This window comes from Glycomyces sp. YM15, from assembly GCF_016918015.1.
Classification (GTDB): Bacteria; Actinomycetota; Actinomycetes; order Mycobacteriales; family Micromonosporaceae; genus Glycomyces.
The window spans coordinates 16,975-39,277 of the sequence record NZ_JAERMK010000002.1; the positions used below are offsets into that span (position 1 = coordinate 16,975).

Annotated in this window: 14 protein-coding genes; 7 read left to right on the forward strand and 7 right to left on the reverse strand. The window is 69.6% G+C overall.

The features are described 5' to 3' along the window. Window positions 1–43 precede the first annotated feature (43 nt). Both JHY01_RS02720 and JHY01_RS02725 read right to left on the reverse strand, forming a co-directional pair. Complete coding sequence (locus JHY01_RS02720; RefSeq protein ID WP_205324073.1) at window positions 44–3,163, reverse strand: caspase family protein; 3,120 nt, start codon at window positions 3,161–3,163, stop codon at window positions 44–46. Next, a complete protein-coding gene (locus JHY01_RS02725; protein ID WP_205324074.1) occupies window positions 3,163–3,546 on the reverse strand; it encodes a hypothetical protein in 384 nt (127 codons plus the stop codon). The genes JHY01_RS02720 and JHY01_RS02725 overlap by 1 nt, the downstream gene beginning before the upstream one ends. A 318-nt stretch (window positions 3,547–3,864) precedes the next feature. Between JHY01_RS02725 and JHY01_RS02730 the strand changes: the two genes are divergently transcribed. Then, window positions 3,865–4,746: a peptidoglycan-binding protein gene (locus JHY01_RS02730; RefSeq protein WP_205324075.1), complete on the forward strand. Its 882-nt coding sequence runs from the start codon at window positions 3,865–3,867 to the stop codon at window positions 4,744–4,746. Between the two features lie 134 nt (window positions 4,747–4,880). After that, window positions 4,881–5,579, forward strand: coding sequence for an NADPH-dependent F420 reductase (locus JHY01_RS02735; RefSeq protein WP_205324076.1), 699 nt, complete (start codon window positions 4,881–4,883; stop codon window positions 5,577–5,579). Between the two features lie 156 nt (window positions 5,580–5,735). Here JHY01_RS02735 and JHY01_RS02740 read toward each other — a convergent pair whose 3' ends face one another. Further along, on the reverse strand, window positions 5,736–6,497 hold the full coding sequence (locus JHY01_RS02740; RefSeq protein WP_205324077.1) for an arginase family protein: 762 nt from the start codon (window positions 6,495–6,497) through the stop codon (window positions 5,736–5,738). A gap of 280 nt (window positions 6,498–6,777) precedes the next feature. On the opposite strand from JHY01_RS02740, the gene JHY01_RS02745 reads away from it, so the two are divergent. Beyond that, complete coding sequence (locus JHY01_RS02745) at window positions 6,778–7,182, forward strand: four-helix bundle copper-binding protein (RefSeq protein WP_205324078.1); 405 nt, start codon at window positions 6,778–6,780, stop codon at window positions 7,180–7,182. Between the two features lie 56 nt (window positions 7,183–7,238). On the opposite strand, the gene JHY01_RS02750 is transcribed toward JHY01_RS02745, so the two are convergent. The 3 genes from JHY01_RS02750 to JHY01_RS02760 all read right to left on the reverse strand — a co-directional run bounded on the left by JHY01_RS02750 (window position 7,239) and on the right by JHY01_RS02760 (window position 11,789). Further along, a complete protein-coding gene (locus JHY01_RS02750) occupies window positions 7,239–8,501 on the reverse strand; it encodes a S8 family peptidase (protein WP_205324079.1) in 1,263 nt (420 codons plus the stop codon). A gap of 306 nt (window positions 8,502–8,807) precedes the next feature. Further along, window positions 8,808–9,977, reverse strand: a complete 1,170-nt coding sequence (locus tag JHY01_RS02755) for a S8 family peptidase (RefSeq protein ID WP_205324080.1) — start codon at window positions 9,975–9,977, stop codon at window positions 8,808–8,810. Between the two features lie 243 nt (window positions 9,978–10,220). Further along, window positions 10,221–11,789, reverse strand: a complete 1,569-nt coding sequence (locus JHY01_RS02760) for a S8 family serine peptidase (protein ID WP_205324081.1) — start codon at window positions 11,787–11,789, stop codon at window positions 10,221–10,223. 370 nt (window positions 11,790–12,159) lie between these two features. Between JHY01_RS02760 and JHY01_RS02765 the strand changes: the two genes are divergently transcribed. Next, on the forward strand, window positions 12,160–15,237 hold the full coding sequence (locus JHY01_RS02765; protein WP_205324082.1) for an NACHT domain-containing NTPase: 3,078 nt from the start codon (window positions 12,160–12,162) through the stop codon (window positions 15,235–15,237). A 3-nt stretch (window positions 15,238–15,240) separates the two neighbouring features. Here the strand turns inward: JHY01_RS02765 and JHY01_RS02770 are convergent, their stop codons facing one another. Continuing rightward, window positions 15,241–17,040 carry an ABC-F family ATP-binding cassette domain-containing protein gene (locus JHY01_RS02770; RefSeq protein ID WP_205324083.1) on the reverse strand — a complete coding sequence of 600 codons (1,800 nt, stop codon included), beginning with the start codon at window positions 17,038–17,040 and terminating at the stop codon, window positions 15,241–15,243. 221 nt (window positions 17,041–17,261) lie between these two features. Between JHY01_RS02770 and JHY01_RS02775 the strand changes: the two genes are divergently transcribed. The 3 genes from JHY01_RS02775 to JHY01_RS02785 all read left to right on the forward strand — a co-directional run bounded on the left by JHY01_RS02775 (window position 17,262) and on the right by JHY01_RS02785 (window position 22,188). Then, window positions 17,262–19,109 (forward strand): ABC transporter ATP-binding protein, encoded by a 1,848-nt coding sequence (locus JHY01_RS02775; RefSeq protein WP_205324084.1) that lies wholly within the window; start codon window positions 17,262–17,264, stop codon window positions 19,107–19,109. Window positions 19,110–19,117: 8 nt separating this feature from the next. Further along, the gene (locus JHY01_RS02780; protein ID WP_205324085.1) at window positions 19,118–20,911 is read left to right on the forward strand and encodes an ABC transporter ATP-binding protein; all 1,794 of its coding nucleotides are present in this window, start codon (window positions 19,118–19,120) and stop codon (window positions 20,909–20,911) included. 251 nt (window positions 20,912–21,162) lie between these two features. After that, a complete protein-coding gene (locus tag JHY01_RS02785; protein ID WP_205324086.1) occupies window positions 21,163–22,188 on the forward strand; it encodes a hypothetical protein in 1,026 nt (341 codons plus the stop codon). The last annotated feature ends 115 nt before the right edge of the window (window positions 22,189–22,303 follow it).

The following is a 22,303-nucleotide window of genomic DNA, read 5'->3' on the forward strand; positions in this document are numbered from 1 at the left end:
GCGAGCTTGCTACATCTGGCCTGCCTGCCGCCGATGCACGGCATCAGCGACCGCGAGCAGCACCCGGGACCGTCTCGGACCGGGCGCCATCGCGAGTGCGATCCGCTCGGCGCGGGCAGGCGCGGACACACAGAACACTTCGACGAGGGAGGTCTGGGTGCTCAGCAGCAGCGACGGATCGCTGATCATGTCCGCGAATCGCTCTGCTCGGCGCGGGTCGGCGGGGGCCCAGGGCACCCCCCCCCCCACCAGGTCGTAATAACTGGGAACCCCAAAAACCCTGCGCCGGACGGCTTTTCAGGGCCGCTATTCGCGCGGGGGGGGGGGGGGGGGGGGCGCCCCGGCCCCCCCCCGCGACACCGAGGTCGTAATCTCGGGAACCCCAATACCCCGGCAGCTCATTGAGCAGCCGTTCGGCTTGCTTGGGCGCGACCACGGCCCAGACGACCATGATCCGCGTCAGTATCCGAGTCTGATCCGCCTCCGCCTCGGTCGTCTCCGTCGAGACGCACTGCTCGGCCTGCAAGAGCAGGCGGGAGGCCAGCGTCGGTGCGAACCCGGCGGCCACGCGCGCCACCTCGCACAACACCGAGCCCTTGAGGTTGCCGTCCTCCAACATGTTCGCCGAACTCACCGCCAGTGAGACCAGCTCCTCAGCCTGGCTCGGCTGGAGCTCGGCGATGGCCCTCGCCGCCACGCTCAACGCGCTCGCCCTCGCATAGGCGCATTTTCTTTCGGACGGAATCTGCCAAGCGAATTCCGCAGCTCGCTCAGGATGGTCTCGCGCGACTATCCGCACGATCCCGCAAAGCGTGTGGGCACGGCGAAATGGATCCTGCAATCCCCGCGCGACCTGAGCGGCTTCCTCGGGGGAACGCGCCGCCATGGTTTGGGCCGCTGCCGCGATGACCGAAGCCAGGTATGGCGAGCCCGGATCCGAGGACGCGACCCGGATCGCCCATGCGGGATCGGTCTGGGCGACGCCTTCGAAGACGCTGCTCAGTAGCCTTTCGGAAGGCTCCCCACCGGCGAACTCGTCGACGAGCGTCTGGATCTGATCCGGAGCCGACGCCGAGAGCACCTCGGCCACGTCCGCGATCGCCATCTCGCGGCGATATCCGGTCTCCGGGATCGAATGCAGTAGGCGCCTTGCGTGAGCGGGGTCGATCGCCGCGTAAGCCGCCGCGAGATCGGCGATCCGCTCGGCCTGCTCGGTCTCGTCGAGGATCGAGAGCGCCATTCGCTCCGCGGTGTCAGCCATTTGCCTGGCCGCGTAGACATCGACGTCGGCGGCCGGTCTGATGATCCTGATCAGGCCGGCCAGCACGCGGTCCTCGTCGGGATCGCACCGGAGCAATCGGGCGGCCGCGGCGGGCGCGGAGGCGACCAAGTGCTCAGCGGCGTGCGGAAGGCGCCGGAGGTCGTGGTCCGCGACCTGATCGATCGCGCGTTCCACCACGGAGACCAAGCGGTCGGCCGCCTCCAGTGACGGACCGGGCGGCGCGGCGAGCGCCTGCATCACAGTGATGAACAGTGCGGTCCAGTCCGCTTCGGAACGGCAGCGTCGCTCCGCGATCTCGAAGAGCCGGTGGCCGATCGGCGGTGCCGAGTCGATCATCGTCGCCGCGCACCGGGCGATCTGGGAGATCGGCAGATGCTCGGACGCGTTTTCCCACAGGAAGTTCCCCTCCCTCAAGAAGAACCGTCCCGCGAGCACGGGATCGAATGTCGCAAGCTGCAAGGCCACCTCGGCCTGCACGGCCGGCACCGACGACCTGTCAAGTCTCTCGATGCTGTGTTTCAGATGGCTGGACAGAGCGTCCCAGACTTCCGGTGTGGAGGCGGAAAGACGCTTCGCGGCCCGGATCAACGGCTCGTCTCCGCCGTCCGGCGTCGGTTCTCCGGCACGGGCTTCGATCTCGAGGACTCGCGCGATCATCCTTGGCGCGTGTCTGCCGCGCACCCATCCGCAGCCGGCGATCGCAGCCATGAGCAATCCCTCCCGAAGCCCCCCGGTGGCGTCGTTCAGGCTCGCAGCGACGGCCAGGTGAGCGCCGATCCGTTCGGGCTTCTCCGCGGCGAACTCGCGTGCGAAGTCGATCGCGCGATCGGGATCGCGCTCCGCGAGCCCGGCGGCCAAGCCCTCGACCACGACCTGCCGTTCCCTGTTGGAACCGAGCCGCTTGAGGACCGCATTGGCCCACTTGGCGTCGAGTCGGACGGAGTCCTTGACGACCTCGAACAGGAGCGCGTGTGGTTCCCCGTCCCCGTCGTCGCCGGACAGTGCGGACTGCGCGGCTTCGTTGAGCAGCCGCCAGAGGTGGGTTCGAGCCTCGGGCAGCACCAGACCGGGCGGCGCGGGATCCTCTTCCTCCAGTTCGTCCGCCTCAGCTTCGGGTTCATAGGGCCGGCCCGGTTCCTCCTGCCCGGCGGGCCCTGGGGAGCAGGCCGGTCCTCTCCGTGCGACCACGATCGCGCCTTCGCCGTCGAAGTAGAACTGGGGACGCGAGTTCCCCGCGGTGCCGACCTCCCCCTCGATGTAGTCGTAGAGACCGCGGGCGGTCAGATGCTCGGGTGCTTGCGCGTACCGGAGCCCGCTGACCAAGGCGTTCGTGAAGGGGCTCGTGCCTCCCGGGCCGATCGCGTCAATGGCGAGCTCGTTCGCGCTGGCGCTGGTGATGACGCACCGGCCGCTGCCGTTCGCCTCGACCTTCAAGTCGCCGCCGCGGAAGGCGCCGCTGTGGCAGCAGTCGAGGATCGTCACCGTCGCGATCGCGGGAGAGGCTTCGATCAGAGCGTCGATGTCGTCCTTGTAGCGGAGCGCGGTGACCGGAAGCGCGTTCACTCGGGTGTCGCTGGCGCACAGGTGAAGACGTCCGAGAAGGTCGAGCTTGCCGTGGCCGCTGTAGTAGAGGAACAGGACGTCGTCCCGAGTGGCGTCCTCGATGAAGAAGCGGTGCAGTTCCTCTCGGAGGTTCTGCAGGTTCCGGTCGATGAGCGCTTCGATGTCCTCAGCGCCGAACAGGCCGGATTCGGCGTCCGAGAGCGCTTCGAACAGCGCGTCCACATCGGCGCGTGGCCCTTGCAGTTTCGGGAGGCCCTGCGGGTCCCGCCTGAAGACGGCGTTGCCGATCAGGAGGGCGCGGTATCGGCGTTCGGGCATCAGCGGCCTTCGATCATGCGGCCGATCGATTCGCTCAAGGCGGTGAGCGACTGCTGGTCGATGTTCTCACCCGTGAGGGTGAACCGCTGCGTCTCGCCGTGCTCGTCGGTCCATGTGGCCGTGATCGTCCGTGTCTTGTCGCGACCGAGCCAGGCCCGGAAGACCTGCACCGCCGAGATCAACGCGCCCGAGGAGCCGAGGGCGAGGATCACTTGCACGATGCCGTCCCTGGCTCCTGGCACCGGTGTGGATCGCGTTGCGGCAGCGCCCGTTGCGCTCTGCAGTTCGCTGTGGAGCGCGGCGACCTCGCGTCGCCATTGAGGGCTGTCGGGGGCGTATTTGGCGGTCTCCGCGGAGATCACGACGTCGACGGTCGAGGACATGGCCACCTCTCAGACGAGTGTCGCTCAATGATATTTGCCCGGCGCTCTCCGTGCTGACCCCGTGAACGTCGGCAGGAGCCTCAGCTGGATCGGCGCGCCGCCGATGAGTTCTTGGGAGGCCACGGACCCATTGAACCGCAACGCGATACGGAGTGCGAGCCCCACGAACGGGCCCGATCGGAGGACTTGAACCGCTCGGCTGAAGTTTTGTTTCACTGGAGGACTTCTCAACGAAAGATTTCTTCGATATGGTTCCGTTACACGACACACGTCGCGTCGACCACCCCTCGGTGCGAAACTCCTGGAAGGGATCCATAGATGACCTCCCAAGACACACCCGACACCCGCTCCCGGCGCTGGCTCCTCCGCCGCGTCGTCATGGCCGCCGGAGGCATCGGCGCCGCAACCGTTCCCGCCGTCCTCACGGGAGGAGCGGCCGAGGCCGCGGCCACCGTCGACATGGAGCTCGTCCTCGTCGCCGCCATGGTCGACCCGCCCAAGTCCGGCACCGGCACCACGCTCACCGCCGGCCCGCACGTCAAGGTCGTCGAGCAGGCCCTCGACGCCAGGAACTTCCTCTCGTCGAGCTATGTGGACGGACACTACGGCTCGAGCACCGTCAGCGCGTACTCGGCGTACCAGAGGTCCCTCGGTTACACCGGACTCGACGCCAACGGCATCCCCGGCCCGACCTCCCTCAACAAGCTCGGGTCGAGCACCGGCCTGTTCACCGTGACCCGCACCGTGAACATCGGGTCGAGCACGGACTCATACGGCGGCAGGCGGGTCAACACCCGCACCAAGAACATGCTCGCGGCCGCCGACGCCAAGCTCTCCTGGAGCATCACGCTCACCCAAGGCTCGTACACCACCGGCAACCCGAGCTCGGCCGGGACGCACGACGGCGGCGGGGTCGTCGACGTCAACGTCAGCGGCATGACCGCCACGCAGCGCTGGCAGACGGTGAAGGCGATGCGCGACGTCGGCTTCGCTGCCTGGCTGCGCACCCCCGAGCAGGGTTTCAGCTACCACATCCACGCCAACGCGGTGTGCGACACGGACATGTCGGCCCCCGCGCAGCGGCAGGTGCACGACTACTTCTTCGGCAAGAACGGCCTCGCGAGCCACGCGGCCGACAACACCCCGTCGGCGTACAGGGGCGCCTTCACCTGGTGGGAGAAGTACAAGCGCGGTCTGTGACGACCGCCCCCGAGCCGAGCCGGCTGGTCTCCGCCCCCGTGGACCGGCCGGCTCTCCCCTTTGAACGCCGGTCATGGCGTTCATCACCGCAAACGGGGGGAATGGTCGATGCAGGCGACTCGTTGTGTCCTGGCATGAGCATCATCGGATTCATCGGCAGTGGCAACATCGGCGGCACGATCGCGCGCCTCGCGGTCGCGGCGGGCCATGAGGTCGTCCTGAGCAACCGGCGCGGACCCGACTCGCTCGCCGGGCTCGTCGCCGAGCTCGGGCCGAAGGCCCGCGCCGCGACCCCTGCCGAGGCGGCCGCCGCGGGCGAGTTCGTCATCGTGACCGTGCCGCTGCACGCCTACAAGTCCGTCCCGGTAGAAGAGCTGCGCGGCAAGGTCGTCATCGACACCGACAACTACTACCCGCAGCGCGACGAGCAGATCCCCGAGCTCGACGACGAATCCACCACCACGAGCGAACTCCTCCAGGCGCACCTCCCGGAGTCGTTCGTCGTCAAGGGCTTCAACAACATCTACTTCAAGCACATCGCCGAGCTCGCCCGGCCGAGCGGCGACGCCGAGCGCTCGGTCCTCGCGATCGCCGGTGACGACGCGGCGGCGAAGCAGACCGCGACGGCGTTCCTCGACTCGATCGGTTGGGACGCCTACGATGTGGGCCCGCTCGCCGAGGGCTGGCGCTTCCAGCGCGACACCCCGGCGTACGGCGCGGTCTACTTCGCCGTGAAGTCTCCGGACGGCGGCTTCGACGTCCCTGGCCGCCAGGTCACCGCAGCCGACCTCGAACCGCTGCTCAAGGCCGCCAAGCGCTACCGCGACATGTGAAGGGCCGCAGGACGGGACGACCAGGGCTGGCGCCGGGTCCGCCGGCCCTGCCGCAGTCTGCGAAGGATGGGCACGCGTCGGCGGAGGCGGTGCTCAGGAACGACGTTCGAGCCTCACGCCCTTGCCCACACGAAATGTCCTCTTGGGACGTCCGCGTCATGATCCGGTCTCGGCAGACCGCGCCTTCCCGGCGGCGGCGAGCAGTTCGCCGATGAGACCCCGGGCCGCATGGGCGGCGTTCTCCCCTGGGCGCCAAGTGCATGCGATGGTCATGGCGACTACGCGGCCGGTGGCGAGGGCGCCGAGGGCGGCGTCGCGGAGTAGACCGGGGGTCGGCCCGGGCGTCACGGGGTACCGGAGGCCGGGAACGGATTCGGCGTCGAGCACGTCGAGGTCGATGTGGAGGTAGATCGGTCCTTCCGGTGCCGTTGCGCTCTCGATCGGCTGGTGCGCGATGGGACTGCCGGCGAGGTACTCGATCTCGGGCGCGTCGAGGTCGCGGGCGTCGATGAGGTGCACGCGTTCGGGCGGGATCGGCGTCAGCCCGGTCGTCTCGGCCACGGTGCCGTCGCCTTCGCCGAGGAGCATCCGCAGGACCATCCCGCCCGGGTAGCCGGAGGCGCTGCTGGCGGGGGTGTGAAGGTCGCCGTGGGCGTCGAACCACATGACCGAGGGATCGAGACCGAGCCGCTGGAGGCCGGTCACGACCCCCAGGGCCACGGTGCAGTCGGCGGTGACGACCGTGGTCGGTCGCTTGGCGGTGGCGACCGCGTCGCCCACCAGGTCGTAGAGGTCGGCGACGCGGGCCCAGAAGCGCCCGCCGTGCAGCTCCTTGGCCACGACGCGGTCGGCGGCGACCGGGAACTCGTCGTCGGGCAGGCGTTCGTCGAGGTGGTAAGGCACGAGTAGCACCGTCATCGCCGGGGCCTCCAAATCACGGTCGCATCGGTCTGCGTGGTCGGAGCCATTATTACCGGAGCGCAGCCCGATCGAACAAGCTCGATCCCGCGATCTCGCGGAGGTGCGGCACCCGACTGCCGAGCGCGGTGAGGGCCGCGCGCCGCGGCGAAATACCTACTGGCCGGTAATCAAGGTGCGGGAGCATCGCGAGTTCGCTTACGTGCCGGAGTGCCGGGTATCCCGGGAGTCCGATGCGCGCCGCACGCGGCGGCGCCGCGCCGACTGGAAGGGACCGACCATGACACTCGTCGAGGACATGCTCCGCACGTATCCGGCCGACCTCGGTGGCGTCGACCGCCAGAAGCTCGCCGACTGCATCAAGGAGTGCTTCGCCTGCGCCCAGGCCTGTACCGCCTGCGCCGACGCCTGTCTCAGCGAGGACCACGTGGCCATGCTGGTCAAGTGCATCCGCACGAACCTGGACTGCGCCGACATCTGCCTCGCCACCGGCAAGACGCTCTCGCGCCACACCGGCTACGACGCCAACCTCACCCGCGCGATGCTCGAGGCCTGCGCCCGGGCCTGCAAGTCGTGCCTGGACGTGTGCGAGCAGCACTCGTCCATGGAGCACTGCGCCAAGTGCGCCGCGGAATGCCGCTCCTGCCTGAAGGCCTGCCGCGACCTGCTCGAAGCGCTCGGGTGAAGCGTGGCGCGCGAGAGGGCCGGAGCCTTGCAGCTCCGGCCCTCGCTATCAGCGTGCTAGCCAAGGAAAGCGGTGTTCAGCAGCAGGTTCGGGCTGCCGTTCGGGTCGGTCACGACGTCCGCGAGCGCGCCTTCGGTGAGGGCGGTCGCGACCTCGTCCGGCGTGGCGCCGGGGTTGGACTCGAGGTAGAGCGCGGCGACGCCCGCGACGTGCGGGGTGGCCATCGAGGTGCCCGAGATGGTCTTCTCGGCGTCCACGCCGTCGATCCAGGCGGAGGTGATGCCCACGCCGGGGGCGAGGAGGTCGACGCACTCGCCGAAGTTGGAGAACGAGGCGGCGGCGTCGTCTTCATCGGTGGCGCCCACGGTGATCGCGCTCGGCTCGGAGCCCGGGGACACGTTGCACGCGTCCTGGCCCTCGTTGCCCGCGGCGATCGCGAAGGTCACGCCGGTCTCGACCGCGGCGGCGATCGCGTCGTTGAGGGCCTGGCTGAAGGAGCCGCCGAGGCTCATGTTGGCGACGGCCGACTCGCCGGCGTTCGCGGCGACCCAGTCGATGCCGCCGATGATGGCGGCGTACGAGCCCGAGCCCTCGCAGTCGAGGACGCGGACGGGGCGGATCGTGACGTCCTTGGCGAGGCCGTAGGTGGAGCCGCCGATGGTGCCGGCGACGTGCGTGCCGTGGCCGTGGCAGTCGCTCGGGTCGGCGTCGTTGTCGATGAAGTCGAAGCCTTCGCCGACGCGGCCCTCGAACTCCTGGTGCTCGGTGTTCAGGCCGGTGTCGAGGACGAACGCCTCGACGCTCGTGCCTGACTGGTTGTACTCGTACGACGCGTCGAGCGGGAGCGCGTCCTGGTCGACCCGGTCGAGGCCCCAGGACGGCGGGTCGGCCTGCACCTCGGAGGCGTGGGCCATCTGGTTCTGCTCGATGTACGCGACCGCGTCGTCCGAGGCGAGCTCGACCGCTTCGGCCTCGCTCATCTCCGCGAGGTAGCCGTCGACGAGGCCGAGGGTGTCCTCGACGTCGATGCTGACGCCGAGGTCGTCGGCGAGCGCGTCCAGGCCGCCGGCGGCCTCGGCGCCCTGGTCTTCCATGACGACGATGTACTCGCCTGCGATCGCGTCGGGGGAGTCGGCGCCGATGATGAGGTCACTGGCGTCGGGTGCCGGGGTCTCTGCGTTGGCGAATGCGGAGGCCGCGATGAGCGAGCCTCCGGCCGCCGCGGCCGCGATGCCGATCGCTGCTGCGGTCTTGATGCGCCGTTTCGTTCCTGCCGTTGGCCCTACAGATTTGCGGCTCGCAAGCTTCGCCGAGGACATGGGAACTCCTTCGGTTGTGCGGGGTGGCCGCCTGCTTGGGGGCGGCCGTCCCCGGGGGGAGGCGGTGTGGCCCGGCGGCGCGGACCGGGCCGTGGCCCGGTCCGCTTCACCCGTCCGGGCCGAGCGGCTCTGCGACGGGCCGTCAGACCCTGGCAGTGAGCCTAAGGTGTAGAACAAAATGTGTAAACCCCGCGAATCACACTAATAGATCAGTGAATGAGTAAATACGGTGATTGGTCTAAAAGGGATGAACGGAACGAGGCCTTGCGCTCACAGAGCGCAAGGCCTCGACGGTGTTCGAGTGGTTCACAGGGAATAGAGCAGCCGGTTGGGGCTGCCGGTGCCGGCGCCGGTGACCACGCCGGTGGTGGCGTTGCCGGTCACCCAGCTCGTGACGGCCGAGGTCGACGCGCCAGGGTTGGCGTCCAGGTACAGCGCGACCGCGCCCGCGACGTGCGGGGTGGCCATCGAGGTGCCCGAGATGGTCCTGGTGGAGGTGCTGCCCGAGCGCCACGCGGAGGTGATGCTCGAACCGGGAGCGAAGATGTCGACGCAGGAACCGTAGTTGGAGTAGCTCGCCCGAGCGTCGGTCGAGGTGGTCGCGCCGACGGTGATCGCCGAAGGCGTCGAGGCCGGAGAGACGTTGCAGGCGTTCTGGTTCTCGTTGCCCGCCGCGACGGCGAAGGTGACGCCGGAGGCGACCGCGTCGGCGACGGCGTTGTTCAGCGCGGCCGAGTAGCCGCCGCCGAGGCTCATGTTCGCCACGGCCGGTTTGACGGCGTTGGCCGCGACCCAGTTGATGCCGTTGACGACCCCGGCGGTCGTGCCGGAGCCGGAGTTGTTGAGCACTCGCACGCCGTGCAGCGTGACCTCTTTGGCCACGCCGTAGGTGGTGCCGCCGATGGTCCCGGCGACGTGGGTGCCGTGCCCGTTGCCGTCCTGCGGATTCGAGTCGTTCGACACGAAGTCGTAGCCGTTGCCGACCCGCCCGGCGAACTCGGCGTGGTTCGCGTTGATGCCGGTGTCCACAATGTAGGCGTGGACGCCCGCGCCGGTGTAGTTGTACGTGTAGGTGCCCGAAAGCGGCCGGTTGCGCTGGTCGATGCGGTCGAGGCCCCAGGTCGCGCCCGACTGGGTCGCCTCGATGGAGACGACCGCGTTCTGCTCGACGAAGGCCACGCCGTCCTCGGCGGCGAGCGCCTTCGCCTCGGATTCACTGGCCTCCATGAGGAACGCGTCGACCTCGGGGAAGGTCTCGACGACCTCCTCGCCTTCGATGCTCTTCACCGCCGTCGAGACGGAGGTGCCGTCCTCCAGGACGACGATGTACTCGCCCGCGATGGCGCCCGCGGCGTCCTCGCCGACGATCTGGCCCAGGGCGGGTTTGGCCTCGGCGGCGGTGGCGGTGAACGCGAGGGCGGTGAAGGCGGTGACGCCGATGGCGGCCGCCGCTACGGATCTGTGCTTGCGTGACATGGACAGTGGTCCCTTCGGGTGGTCCGGGCCGGTCCAGGGCCGGGACGGGATGAGGGTGATGGGAATCGATGCGGTCGGCCGCCCGGGGTCGGCTCGCGCCGACGTCGGGGCGGTGGTGCGGGGCCGCGGTGCGGGCCCTGTCGCGGCGCCCGGCGGGCGACGGCTCCAGGTCGCGCCGCCGGGTACTGCTGTCGACGGGGAGGGCCCGCCCGCGGTCACCCGCTATTCAGTTGTTCGGGGGAGTCAGAGCGTGAGGGTCCAGGAGTTGAGCGTCCCCGAGTCGCCCGAGTAGACGTCGACGATGCGCAGCGTCCAAGTGCCCGTGGCGGTCTCACTGGAGAGGTTCACCGGGTAGGTGGCGATGACGTTGTCGGCGGAGTCGCTGCCCGAGGAGGACTTGAGCGTGTAGCTCGTGCCGTCGGGGGCGATCAGGTAGATCACGAGGTCCCCGCGATAGGTGTGGGTGATGTTCACGGCCACGGTGCTGCTGCTGCGCGCATTGCCGTCGCAGGTGAGCGCCAGGGTCGAGTTGACGGTGGCGCGGTCGGCGATCGGCGTGGCGGTCGACTTGGTGGCCGCGCAGTCGCTCGGGTCGGGGTCGGTGCCGCCGCCGGTGCCCGTGTACAGCAGCCGGTTCGGGCTGCCCTGGACGTCGGAGATCTTGCCGGTCCCGGCGTTGCCGGTCACCCACGAGGTGACGGCGCTGGTCGACGCGTTCGGGTTGAGGCCCAGGTAGACCGCGACGGCCCCGGCGACGTGCGGGGAGGCCATCGAGGTGCCCGAGATGGTGTTGGTCGCGCTGTTCGAGGTGTGCCATGCGGAGGTGATGTCCACGCCGGGCGCGAACACGTCCACACAGGACCCGAAGTTGGAGAAGTAGGCGCGGGTGTCCGTGTTGTCGCTGGCGGCCACGGTGATCGCGGCCGGCGCGGAGGCGGGCGAGACGTTGCAGGCGTTCTGGTCCTCGTTCCCGGCCGCGACCGCGAAGGTCACCCCCGAGTTCACCGCCGAGGTGACGGCGTTGTTCAGGGAGGCCGAGTAGCCGCCGCCGAGGCTCATGTTCGCCACGGCGGGCTTGATGGCGTTGGCGGTGACCCAGTTGATGCCGTTGACGACTCCGGCGGTGGTGCCGGACCCGGCGTTGTCGAGGACGCGGACGCCGTGCAGCGTCACGTTCTTGGCGACGCCGTAGGTGGTGCCGCCGACGGTGCCGGCGACGTGGGTGCCGTGGCCGTTGCCGTCCTGCGGGGTCGAGTCGTTCTGGATGAAGTCGTAGCCGTTGCCCACGCGCCCGGAGAACTCGGAGTGCGACGCGTTGATACCGGTGTCCACGATGTACGCGTGCACGCCCGAGCCGGTCCCGAGGTACTCGTAGCTCCCGCTCAACGGCAGGTTCGGCTGGTCGATGCGGTCGAGGCCCCAGGTGGCGGGCGTCTGCACGGCGTCGATCGAGACGACCGCGTTCTGCTCGACGAAGGCCACGCCGTCGGCGGCGGCGAGCTCGAGCGCCTCGGACTCGGAGGCGTCGACGAGGACGGTTTCGACCTCGGCGAAGTCGTCGATCACGGAAGCGCCTGCGTCACCGGCGATCTCGTCGGCCTCGCGATAGGCGGAGGCGCCCTCCATGACGACGAGGTACTCGCCTTCGATGGCGGTGGGGGAGTCGGCGCCGAAGATCTGGGCGGCCGGTTCGGCTTGCGCGGCAAGGCCGCTGAAGGTGATCGAGCCGATTGCCGCGACGCCCGCAAGGGACGCGGCCGCAGCGCGGCGGATGGCTCTGCTGCTTCGAGCAGAGGTGTGCGAGACGGTCATAGGGGGGTACTCCCTCTCGGTTCAGACGGGTTGGTGCGCAAGGGATCGATGGGGGCGCACCGCCCGTAGGGCACGGTTCGGTGGAACCGGTCCCTTTCGGGCTTTCAACCTGAGGTTAGGGAAATCACAGTGAATTGTGAAGTACCTGGAAGAGGACCATAAATCACTGAATGAAGAGTCGGTTACCAACCGGTATGGGAACGATCGCTCCAAGTACAATGCACCGTTTCGCGCCTCTCGGCCCGCTGCAATGTGGATCAATCACCATCAATGACGCGATGCCGGAGGTTTCGGCGGCCGCGATCCGCCCGTCCCGCCCGAATGGCGTGGATCCCCTACCCTTGGTGAGGGACCGAACGACGGGAGGCCCATGACCGCACCCGTACCAGCGACCCCCGCGAAGCCCGGGCGGGCGCGCAAGGCCGTCTCGAAAGGCCTGCTCACCCTCGGCCCCTCGGTCCTGCTCGTCACCGTCTTCTGGGAGCAGGTGCGCGAACGCATTCCCACGAGCATCCCGGTCCTCAGCGGATCGGCGGTCCTGCTGATCATCCTCGGCTTTCTCGGGCTCCTCGGCGAAGAAGTCGGCCGCCGCTGGGCCAAACGCGTGGCCGGGAAAGTGGACCCGCACCGCCTTCTGTGGCTCGCCCGGCAACGGCGGCTCTACCTCGCGCAACTCGCCGAGCAGGTCGCCGAGGTCCAGCTCTACGGTCTCACCGCCCGCGGCCCGTTCGCGATGCGCCTGCCCGAGCTGCACGTCGCCGCCGGACTCGTCCGCCCCGACCGCCACGCCGAGCGGCACGGCGGGCACTCGCTCCTCGAACTGCTCGACCACTCCGACCGGCGGCTCCTCGTCGTCGTCGGCCCGCCCGGCGTCGGCAAGACGACTGTGTTGCGCCACACCGCGCTCGAACTCTGCCGCAGCCGCCGCGCCCTCCGCAGGCGCCTGCCCGTCCTGATCTACCTCCGCGACCACGTGGACACGATCCTCGCCGACCCCGCCGCCGTCACCGTCGCCTCGCTCCTGGAGGAGACCCCGGCGCTGCGGCACCGGGCCATCGCCGAAGGCGTCCGCCAGCGCCTCGAAGCCGGCCGCGCGCTCGTCATGCTCGACGGCCTCGACGAGACCGCCGGAGTCGAAGCGCGCCAGGAGATCGCGCGCTGGATCAAGGTCCAGGCCGAGTGCTATCCCAAGTGCCGCTTCGTGGTCACCTCGCGCGGCCCGGGCCTCGACAACACCGTCCTCGCCGACTCCGACACCGTGCTCGTCAAGCACTTCGACTGGCCGAAGATCCAGCAGTTCGTGCGCCAGTGGTGCTACGCGGTGCGCTGCCAGGAGACCGAACGCTCGGGCCGGGCCGTGCGCGCCCAGTCCGACAAGGACGCCGGGCGGCTCCTCAAGCACATGGGCGACAGCCGCCAACTGCGCGACCTCGTCTCGAATCCCCTGCTGCTCACCATGACCTGCAACGTCGACCGGTACCGCGGCGAGCTCCCCGGCAGCCGCGCCGAGCTGTACCGCGAGATGTGCGAGATGCTGCTCCACCGGCGCCGCTCCCAGACCGGCGTCCCCTCCGCGTCCGACCCGCTTCCGGCCGCCCTCAAGGCCGCGCCGCTGCGCGAACTCGCGTTGCGCATGATGCGCTCGCGCACGCGCCGCGTCTCGGCCCGCGACGCCGAGGCGATCTTCACCGAGCGGCTGCGGGCCTCCCCGCGCCGGATCGCCGCCGAGGACTACCTGCGCGGCGCGGTCGAGGGCGGCATCCTCGTCGCGGACGCGCACGACGAGTACAGCTTCGCGCACGTGACGATCCAGGAGTACCTGGCCGCCGCCGCGCTCCGCGAGAACGGCGACGACGCGTTCCTCGCCAAACGCATCGACCAGGTGTGGTGGCGCGAGACGCTGCTGCTGTGGGCCGCCGAAGGCCCGGCCGACGCCGTCGTCCGCGCCTGCCTCGGCGCCGGGGACGTCGACTCGCTGCTCCTCGCCGAGGAGTGCATGGGCGTCGCGGCCGAACTCGACCCGCGCCTCCAGCACGAGCTCCGCGACCGGCTCGACCGGTACTCCGCGATGGACTCCGGCGACCGCGCCCTCGTCGACGAGTGGCTGCTGCGCCGCAACCTCGCCGAGGCCGTTCCCGTCGGCCCGGAAGCGGACCTGTGCACAGTGCCCGTGCGGTACGCGGTGTGGGCGAGGTTCCTCACCGACCTGCGGTTCAACGACGCGCTCGAACCGCCCGAACGGCTGCGCGACGGCGAAGCCGCCGCCGGGATGTGGCCGGTCTACGTCCGCAAATTCCTCTTGTGGGCCAACCACTACGCCGAACCCGGCCACCGGTACCGGCTCCCGGCCACGCCCGAACTCGCCGAGTACTTCAAGGCCGTCCCCGCCGAGACCGTCGGCCGTCCACTGTGGGTCGAAGCCGTCCCGCATCCCCGCCTCTACTGCCCGCCCGGCGTTGCGAACACGTTCCTCGCCGCGCTGGACGCCGTCGCCGCCGTGCTCCACGCCGACCGGGAACGCACGCGCGGCCACCGGGTCCTGGCCCTCGCCGTCCACATCGCCGCGCAGCGCGGCGACGCCCGTGTGGCCAATCCGATGCAGTTCCGCCACACGTTCCAGATGGCCCGCGCGGTCGACGCCCACCTCAGTCCGGACGCGATCTTCGCCGAGGCCTTCGAGTACCTGTGCAAGCGCGTGCGGATCGTCGCGGGCATGCGCGGCTGGCAGCCCGCCTTCGGCTGGGAACCGCACCTCGACCGCTTGGACGGCAACGACTTCGTGGACTTCCTCGTCGAACGGGGCATGTTCCCGGCGCGGCAGGCCGCCCACGACCGGCTCGCCGTCCACGCCCATCTCATCGGTGTCTCGCTGTGGATCCGCGAAGCCCTCCACCAGGTCGAGATCCCCGACGCCGACGCCGAAGAGCGGTACCTCGACGCCGCCGGAACCCCCACGGGCGAGGCCCCGGTCTACCCCGACGCGGTCGTTCCCGCGATCGACCAGGCGATCGCCGCCGCCCGCAACTGGAACGAGACCGGCGACCCCTTCGACCCGTTGCGGGACAAGACCATCGCCCTGCTTCGCGAATGCCGCAGGCTCATCGCGCCGGTCATGGAACGCCAGGCCCGCTTCGACTCCGACCTTCTCGGCGCGGCCCGGACCGCGCTCAATACCGCCGCCGCCGTCTCCCGCTCGCTCATCGGCGACGAGTCCACCGCAGACGACCTCCGCCGCGCCATCGCCGGACTCGCCGTCGCCTCACTCCGCGTCGGCACCGACGAGTCCCATCCCGGCGGCGACCTGCTCATGCTCGTGCGCGAACGCCTTCCCGCCCCCGGCGCGCCCCCGCGACGGCCTCGGCCCGAACCGCTCGTACGGCCGAGCAATGGATTCATAGCGCGTGTCCGCCGCTGGTGGCGTCGAACCACGGCACAGAAAGTCCACTAGGGACTATTCGGCGAGCGTCATCCAGCGCTCCTCGATCGAGTCCCGCTCAGTCTCGAACGCCGACACCTGGTCCTGCAGCTCCCCGAGCTTCGCCGGATCCGTCGCGTGCTCGGCCATGTCCGCGTAGAGCCCCGCGATCTTCTCCTCGACCTTCGCCAGACGCCGCTCGAGCTTCGACAGCTCCTTCTGCGTCGCCCGTTCCTCGGCCGCCGAAGACTGCGCCTTCCCGGACCCCGGAGCACTCGCGGTCCCGGCGCTCTTCGGCTGCGGCGCAGCGGTCTTGTCCGCGCGACGCTCCAGGTACTCCTCGATCCCGCGCGGCAGGTGCCGCAGCCGCCGGTCGCCCAGCAGCGCCCACGACTCGTCCGCGACCCGCTCGGTGAAGTACCGGTCGTGGCTCACCACGACCATCGTCCCGGCCCAGTCGTCGAGCAGGTCTTCGAGCTGCGTCAACGTCTCGATGTCGAGGTCGTTCGTGGGCTCGTCGAGGAACAGCACGTTCGGCTCGGCCATGAGCAGCCGCGCGAGCTGCAGACGACGGCGCTGCCCGCCCGAGAGGTCGCGCACGAACGTGCGCTGCTTCCCACCGAGGAAGCCGAGACGCTCGGCGAGCTGCCCCGCCGACATCTCCTTCTTGCCCAACTGGACCCGCTTGGCGACGTTCTCGATCGCCTCGAGCACCCGCCAGGACCCGTCCAGGTCCTCCATGTGCTGGGTGAGCCACGCGAGCTTCACCGTGCGGCCCACCTTGACGCGGCCCGCCGCGGGCTGCTCGTCCTGCAGCGCGTTCGCGAGCGTGCGCAGCAGCGAGGTCTTGCCCGCGCCGTTCACACCGAGGAGCCCGACCCGCTTGCCCGGGCCCAGGATCCAATCCAGGTCCTCGAGGAGGACCTGGTCGCCGGCCCGCACCGTGACGCCCTTCGCCTCGAACACGGTCTTGCCCAGGCGGCCCGTCGCGAAGCTCACCAGCTCGGCGGTGTCGCGCGGCGGCGGCTCGTTCGCGATCAGCTCGTTCGCCGCGTCGACGCGGTACTTCGCCTTCCCGGTGCGCGCCTTGGCGCCCCGGCGGAGCCACGCGAGCTCCTTGCGCATGAGGTTCTGGCGCTTCTCCTCGGCGACGCTCGCCTGGCGCTCGCGCTCGGCGCGGGCCAAGACGTACGCCGTATAGCCGCCGTCGTACTCGAACACGTTGCCGCGCTGCACATCCCAGATGCGGTCGCAGATCTCGTCCAGGAACCACCGGTCGTGCGTGACGACGATGATCGCCGCCCGCGTGGAGTTCAGATACGAAGCGAGCCAGGCGATCCCCTCGATGTCGAGGTGGTTCGTGGGCTCGTCGAGCAGCAGCAGGTCCGCGTCCTCGGAGAGGACCCGCGCGAGGTCCACGCGGCGGCGCTCCCCGCCGGAGAGCACGCCGATCCGGGAGTCGAGGCCCTCGGGGAGCACGGGCGCGTCGAGGCCGCCGAACAGGCCCGTCAAGATCTCGCGGACGCGCGGGTCGCGCGCCCACTCGTGGGCGTCAGCGTCGCCGAACAGCTCGTCGCGCACGGTGGCGCCGTCACGGAGGCCGTCGGTCTGGCCGAGCACGGCGATGCGGGTGCCGCCGGTGTGCACGACCCGACCGGAGTCGGGCACGTCCGCGCGGGCGATGAGGCGCAGCAGCGTCGACTTCCCGTCGCCGTTGCGGCCGACGACGCCGACGCGCTGGCCTGCGGCGATGCCGAGGGAGACCGCGTCGAGGACCACCTGGTCGGGGTAGGCCTTGGAGACGGTTTCGAGATTGACGAGATTGGGCGCTGACACGAGGCTCAACACTACCCGCGTGCGGCGGCCGGGCCCCAATCGCTGGCCCGCGGCAGTGACGGGCCGGGCCGTCGAACTGCCAGGCGACGCGTGCGGGCCCGGCCCCCGACGGCCTTTGCCATGCGCCAGAACCGTCCCGCGCTCCGATCCGGGCTTGCGAGCGCTTCCAGACTTCGCTATGGTGTCGTAGAACAGTCATCATGACGTCATGAAGGATTCATATGACACCCCCGAATGTCAATCCGGTGCGCTTCGAGGCCGGCCGGGCCGTGCTCGCCGTCGTGCGGCTGATGCCGCAGATCAGCCGCCCCCGCGCCGCAGTCCTCGTCGCCACCACGGTCCTGGTCGCGGCGCTCCCGCTCGCCATGACCATTGCCACCGGTCTCCTCATCGGCGCCGTCCCGCCCGCCGCCGAAGCCGGACCCGGCTCGCCCGAGGCCCGTCACGCCTACATGCTCCTCGCCGTCGGCGTCACCGCGCTCCTGCTCGGGCGCCTCGTCGACAACGTCCACCGCGCCAACGCCTTCAACCTCGGCCGCGAACTCGAACTGCTCCTCCAGGACCGCCTCGTCGCCGCCGTCGCCCGCCCCACCGGGGTCGCGCACCTCGAGGACGACAACGTGCTCGCCCTCCTTCGCGTCGCCCGCCAGCTCGGTGCCGACCACATCCGGCCCGAGCGCGCCGTCCGCGGCCTCGCGGCCATCGCCCCCGCGTTCCTCGCCGCCGCCGGAGCCTCGATCGTCCTGTGCGCCTTCAACATCTGGATCGGCCTCGCCTGGCTCGTCGCCTGGCCCGCGATCTTCATCGCCATGCAGAACGAGTACACGCGGGTCGGCAAGACCGCCTACATGCGCTCGACCGAGATGCGCGAGAGCGAGTACGTGCGCGACCTCGCCATCACCGCCGAGCCCGCCAAGGAGATCCGCGTCTGGGGCCTCATGGGCTGGCTGCTCGAACGCTACGACCGCCAGTGGGCCGATCGGATGGCGTACTCGGGCCGGTTCCTGCGCCTCCGGGCGCGCACCGCCGTCGGTGTCATCGGGGCCCTCCTCGTGCTCACCGCCGCCACGGCGCTGCTGCTCGTGCAGTCCGGACTCGACGGGGCCGTCGGCTTCGCCGCGCTCTCGGTCTACCTCGTCGCGCTGACCACCATGTTCAACTTCACCGCCTTCGACGACGTGGCCGCGTTCCTCGCTCTCGGTTCGCTGCCGGTGCCGAAGGTCCTCGCCCTCGAATCGGAGCTCACGGCCGACGAACGGCCCGTCACCGCCGAACTCCCGGCCTCCGCCCCCGCGAGGTCGGTGCGGTTCGAGCGCGTCGACTTCGCCTACCCCGGTTCCGAACGGCCCGTGATCGGCGGGCTCGACCTGGAGATCGAGGCCGGGACCTCGCTGGCCGTGGTGGGCCACAACGGCGCGGGCAAGACCAGCCTGGTGAAGCTCCTCGCCGGGCTCTACGAGCCCACCGGCGGTAAGATCACTGTGGACGGTGTAGATCTCGCCGGGGTCGACCCGGCCGTCTGGCGCTCGCGCCTCTCGGCCCTGTTCCAGGACTTCACCCGCTACCAGTTGACGGTGCGCGACAACATCACCCTCGGCGCCCCGCATCTCGCCGGCGACACCGATCGGATCTGGAAGGCCTGCGAGCCCATGGGCATCCGCGCCCTCATCAACGCACTCCCCAATGGACTCGACACCGTCCTGTCGAGCGAGTACCAGGACGGCACCGACCTCTCCGGCGGGCAGTGGCAGCGGATCGCGCTGGCCCGCGCCCTCTTCGCCGTCCAGGCCGGGGCGAAGATCCTCGTCCTCGACGAGCCCGCCGCCGCGCTCGACGTGCGCGCCGAAGCCGAACTCTACGAGCAGTTCCTCGACATCACCGCCGGTCTCACCACGATCGTCATCTCGCACCGCTTCTCCACGGTGCGCCGCGCCGACCGGATCGTGGTCCTCGACGGCGGCAAGGTCGTCGAAGACGGCGGCCACGACGATCTCATGGCGCTCGGCGGACGCTACGCCGAAGCCTTCACCCTCCAAGCCAACCGCCTCGCCCGGTCCCCCCTCGCATAGGAGCCCCCATGAAGCACAAGATCGCGAAGCGCCTGCGCGGCTTGAAGGACGGCCTCGCCGTCGGCTACCGCTCGCATCCGAAGGCGATCATCGCCCTGATCGTCCTGGGCATCGTCCAGGCGATCCTCATGCCCCTGCTCGTCTACCTGACCAAGGTCATCATCGACGCAGTCCAAACCGGACACCACCGCGACGCACTGACGGCCGCGGCCGGACTCGGGATCGGCGTCGCCCTGATCTGGACCGTCGTGTTCGTCTACGTCAAGTTCGTGTTCCTCGTCCTCGACCACACCGCCCGCGCCTCCGACCGCGAACTCATGGTCCTCATGGGCAGCCCGCCCGGGCTCGACCACCACGAACGGCCCGCGTATCTCGACGAGGTGCAGCGCATCCGCGAGGACCGCTGGCTCCTCGCGGGCGGCGTCAACCAGCTCGCACAGTGGCTGCGCGCCATCGTCACCATCATCGTCGGCGGCGCGCTCCTCTACCAGGTCCACCCGCTGCTGCTCGTGTTCCCGCTGCTCGCTCTGGCGGCCATGGCGATCGCGCACAAGGCCGGAATGATCGAGGACGAGGTCCACGCGGCAACGAGCGAATCCGAACGCAAGCGCCGCCACCTCTTCGAAGTCGCGACGCACGGCGAATCCGGCAAGGAACTGCGCATCTTCGGCTCCGCGGCGGCGGTCGCCGAGCGCCACCACGAGTCCGGGGCGGCGGTCGTCGCCGAACGCAACCGGGGCCAGTGGAGGGCCGCCCGGCTCGCCACCGGCGAAGGACTCCTGTCCGCACTCGGCATGGCCGCCGGGATCGGCATCGTCCTCTATCTCGCGATCCGCGGCCAGGCCACCGCCGGTGACGTGGTCCTGCTCGTCGGCCTCATCGGCATGGTCGCCGGAGCCGCCGCGAACGTCGCCTTCCAAAGCATGTTCATGGCGCGCCTCGCCAAACTGGGCGAGCGCATCGGCTGGCTGCGCGACTACGCCGAGCGGTCCAGCGGCCCGGCGGTGCCCTTCGACGTTCCCGAGTGCCTCGCCGACGGCATCACCCTCGAAGGCGTCTCCTTCTCCTACCCCGAGTCCGAGCGCCAGTCCCTCGACGACGTCACGCTGCGTCTCCCCGCCGGGAAGGTCGTCGCCCTCGTCGGCGAGAACGGCGCGGGCAAGACCACCCTCGTCAAGCTCTTGTCCGGTTTCTACCAGCCGACCTCCGGTCAGATCAAGGTCGACGACACTGCCATGACCGATTTCGAGGTGGACGCCTGGCGCGAGCGTATCGGCGCGACCTTCCAGGACTTCACCCGCTTCGAGTTCACCGCCCGCGAGACCATCGGCATCGGCGACCTCAAGGGCGGCTTCGACGACGAGACCGTTCGCGCCGCAATGGATCGCGCCGGAGCCGACGACGTCCTCGACGACCTCCCCGCCGGACTCGACACCCGCCTCGGCACCCGCTGGGACGACGGCACCGACCTCTCCGGCGGCCAATGGCAGAAACTCGCGATCGGCCGCGGCCGCATGCGGAAAGACCCGCTCCTCGTCCTCTTCGACGAACCCACCGCCGCCCTCGATCCCCAGACCGAGCACGCCCTCTTCGAGCGCTTCGCCGAAGAGGTCCATGCGGGCCGCCAGCGCGGTACCGTCACCGTCCTTGTCTCCCACCGGTTCTCGACAGTCTCCATGGCCGACCTCATCATCGTCCTGGAACAGGGCCGGGTCGCCGAGTCCGGCACCCACGACGAACTCATGGCGAGGGGCGGCGCCTACGCCGAGCTGTACTCCCTGCAGAGCTCCGCCTACCGCTGAGCCCGCCCGGCGCGTTCCCTAGAATTCGCGAGGTCCCCGCCGCACAAGGCGGGGACCTCGCCCTTTGCCTGATCGAAAGCCCCACAATGTCATACGAACCCCTTGAACCCACCCCTTCCGGACCCCGGACCGAGCCCCCGGACCGATCCGACCCGCCGATCACGGTAGAGGCCGCGCCGACCGACGACTCGACTGCGGCATGGGCCGAACCGGTCCTGACCAAGACGGAACGACGCCGCTGCCCTCATCGGGTGCGTTTCGGAAACCTCAATGCGAAGGGCCGCTTGGCGTTTGCCGGGGGCGTCGTCGCGATCTGGTCGAGTTGGCTGGGCATCATGTTCGGGACATTCTTCGGACTTGTCGGTCTATCTGTCGGATTCGAGACCAATGATCTCTTTCCCGCGGTGGCCGGCCTGCTCCTGGTGTGCAGTGCGGTGCTGCAAGCGGTCGGCGCGGTCGGGCTTGCCTTGGCCTGGAAGCGGCTGCATCGCCCGAGTGACATCGTGATCGGGCTCGCCGCCATCGGATTCCTGGTGTTCCTCGGCGCCTTGGCGATGATGCTGGTGTCCACGAGGTCCTTCGGCTCCGGCTTGGTCCCCTTTGCTTTGGCCGCGATGTCGTTCGCCTTCGTCCTTCGCCAGCTCATCTCGTTCCGGAGCATGCTGTACAGGCGGGACACCTGCCACATCCATCCCGGCTTCTCACCGGCGATCCGCGCGCTCCTCCGAAACGATCCCGGGCCGCTCGCGGCCATGCCCGAGCCCGCCCGGTTCCGTGTCGGCGACTGCCCGCACCGGATCCAATTCGGAGATCTCCGAGTGCGCTATCGGGTAGTGGCGATCGCCAACACGGTCCTGCTCATGGCGTATCTCTTGACGCTGCTCGTGCTGATGGCGGTCCTGTCCTCTCGGAGCCCGGCCACAGACGGGGTCGAAGCGATGCCGCCTGTCCTGATGTTGCTGTTCGCGATGCTCAACATGCTGAGCTTCTGGGAGATCAATGTCCGTTCGAAGCGCTTTCATCGTGCGTCGATCCGTCTCTACGTCGGAGCTTTCGCCGGTTACGCGCTTACGGTGACGATTGGCATGTGGCTGGGCGGCCTGGTGTCGTTCATAGCGGTGGCGCTGGCGATCTACTGGGCCTTCTCCGCGGCCTACGCACTGAAGGTGCTCCCTCCGCACTCCGCATGTGCCTCCATGCGTGAACTGCCGCCCGCCATTCAAAAGATGCTCCGCGCAGAGCTCGTGTCAAAGCCGCAGCCATCGCCCGTTGTCTGAGGGAGGACGCGGAGCTGTGACCCACCGCGGCTCTCGGCCCTACGCCGAGCAGGCCGCGGAGCTCCGCCTACCGGTGAGGTCGATCGACAAGACCGTAGTTACTTTCATGTTGGTA

Coding starts and splice junctions, on each gene's coding strand:
- JHY01_RS02745 (WP_205324078.1), top strand. CDS start 6,778: ATGACACTCGTCGAGGACATGCTCCGCACGTATCCGGCCGACCTCGGT.
- JHY01_RS02755 (WP_205324080.1), bottom strand. CDS start 9,977: ATGTCACGCAAGCACAGATCCGTAGCGGCGGCCGCCATCGGCGTCACC.
- JHY01_RS02765 (WP_205324082.1), top strand. CDS start 12,160: ATGACCGCACCCGTACCAGCGACCCCCGCGAAGCCCGGGCGGGCGCGC.
- JHY01_RS02760 (WP_205324081.1), bottom strand. CDS start 11,789: ATGACCGTCTCGCACACCTCTGCTCGAAGCAGCAGAGCCATCCGCCGC.
- JHY01_RS02725 (WP_205324074.1), bottom strand. CDS start 3,546: ATGTCCTCGACCGTCGACGTCGTGATCTCCGCGGAGACCGCCAAATAC.
- JHY01_RS02720 (WP_205324073.1), bottom strand. CDS start 3,163: ATGCCCGAACGCCGATACCGCGCCCTCCTGATCGGCAACGCCGTCTTC.
- JHY01_RS02730 (WP_205324075.1), top strand. CDS start 3,865: ATGACCTCCCAAGACACACCCGACACCCGCTCCCGGCGCTGGCTCCTC.
- JHY01_RS02750 (WP_205324079.1), bottom strand. CDS start 8,501: ATGTCCTCGGCGAAGCTTGCGAGCCGCAAATCTGTAGGGCCAACGGCA.
- JHY01_RS02780 (WP_205324085.1), top strand. CDS start 19,118: ATGAAGCACAAGATCGCGAAGCGCCTGCGCGGCTTGAAGGACGGCCTC.
- JHY01_RS02775 (WP_205324084.1), top strand. CDS start 17,262: ATGACACCCCCGAATGTCAATCCGGTGCGCTTCGAGGCCGGCCGGGCC.
- JHY01_RS02735 (WP_205324076.1), top strand. CDS start 4,881: ATGAGCATCATCGGATTCATCGGCAGTGGCAACATCGGCGGCACGATC.
- JHY01_RS02740 (WP_205324077.1), bottom strand. CDS start 6,497: ATGACGGTGCTACTCGTGCCTTACCACCTCGACGAACGCCTGCCCGAC.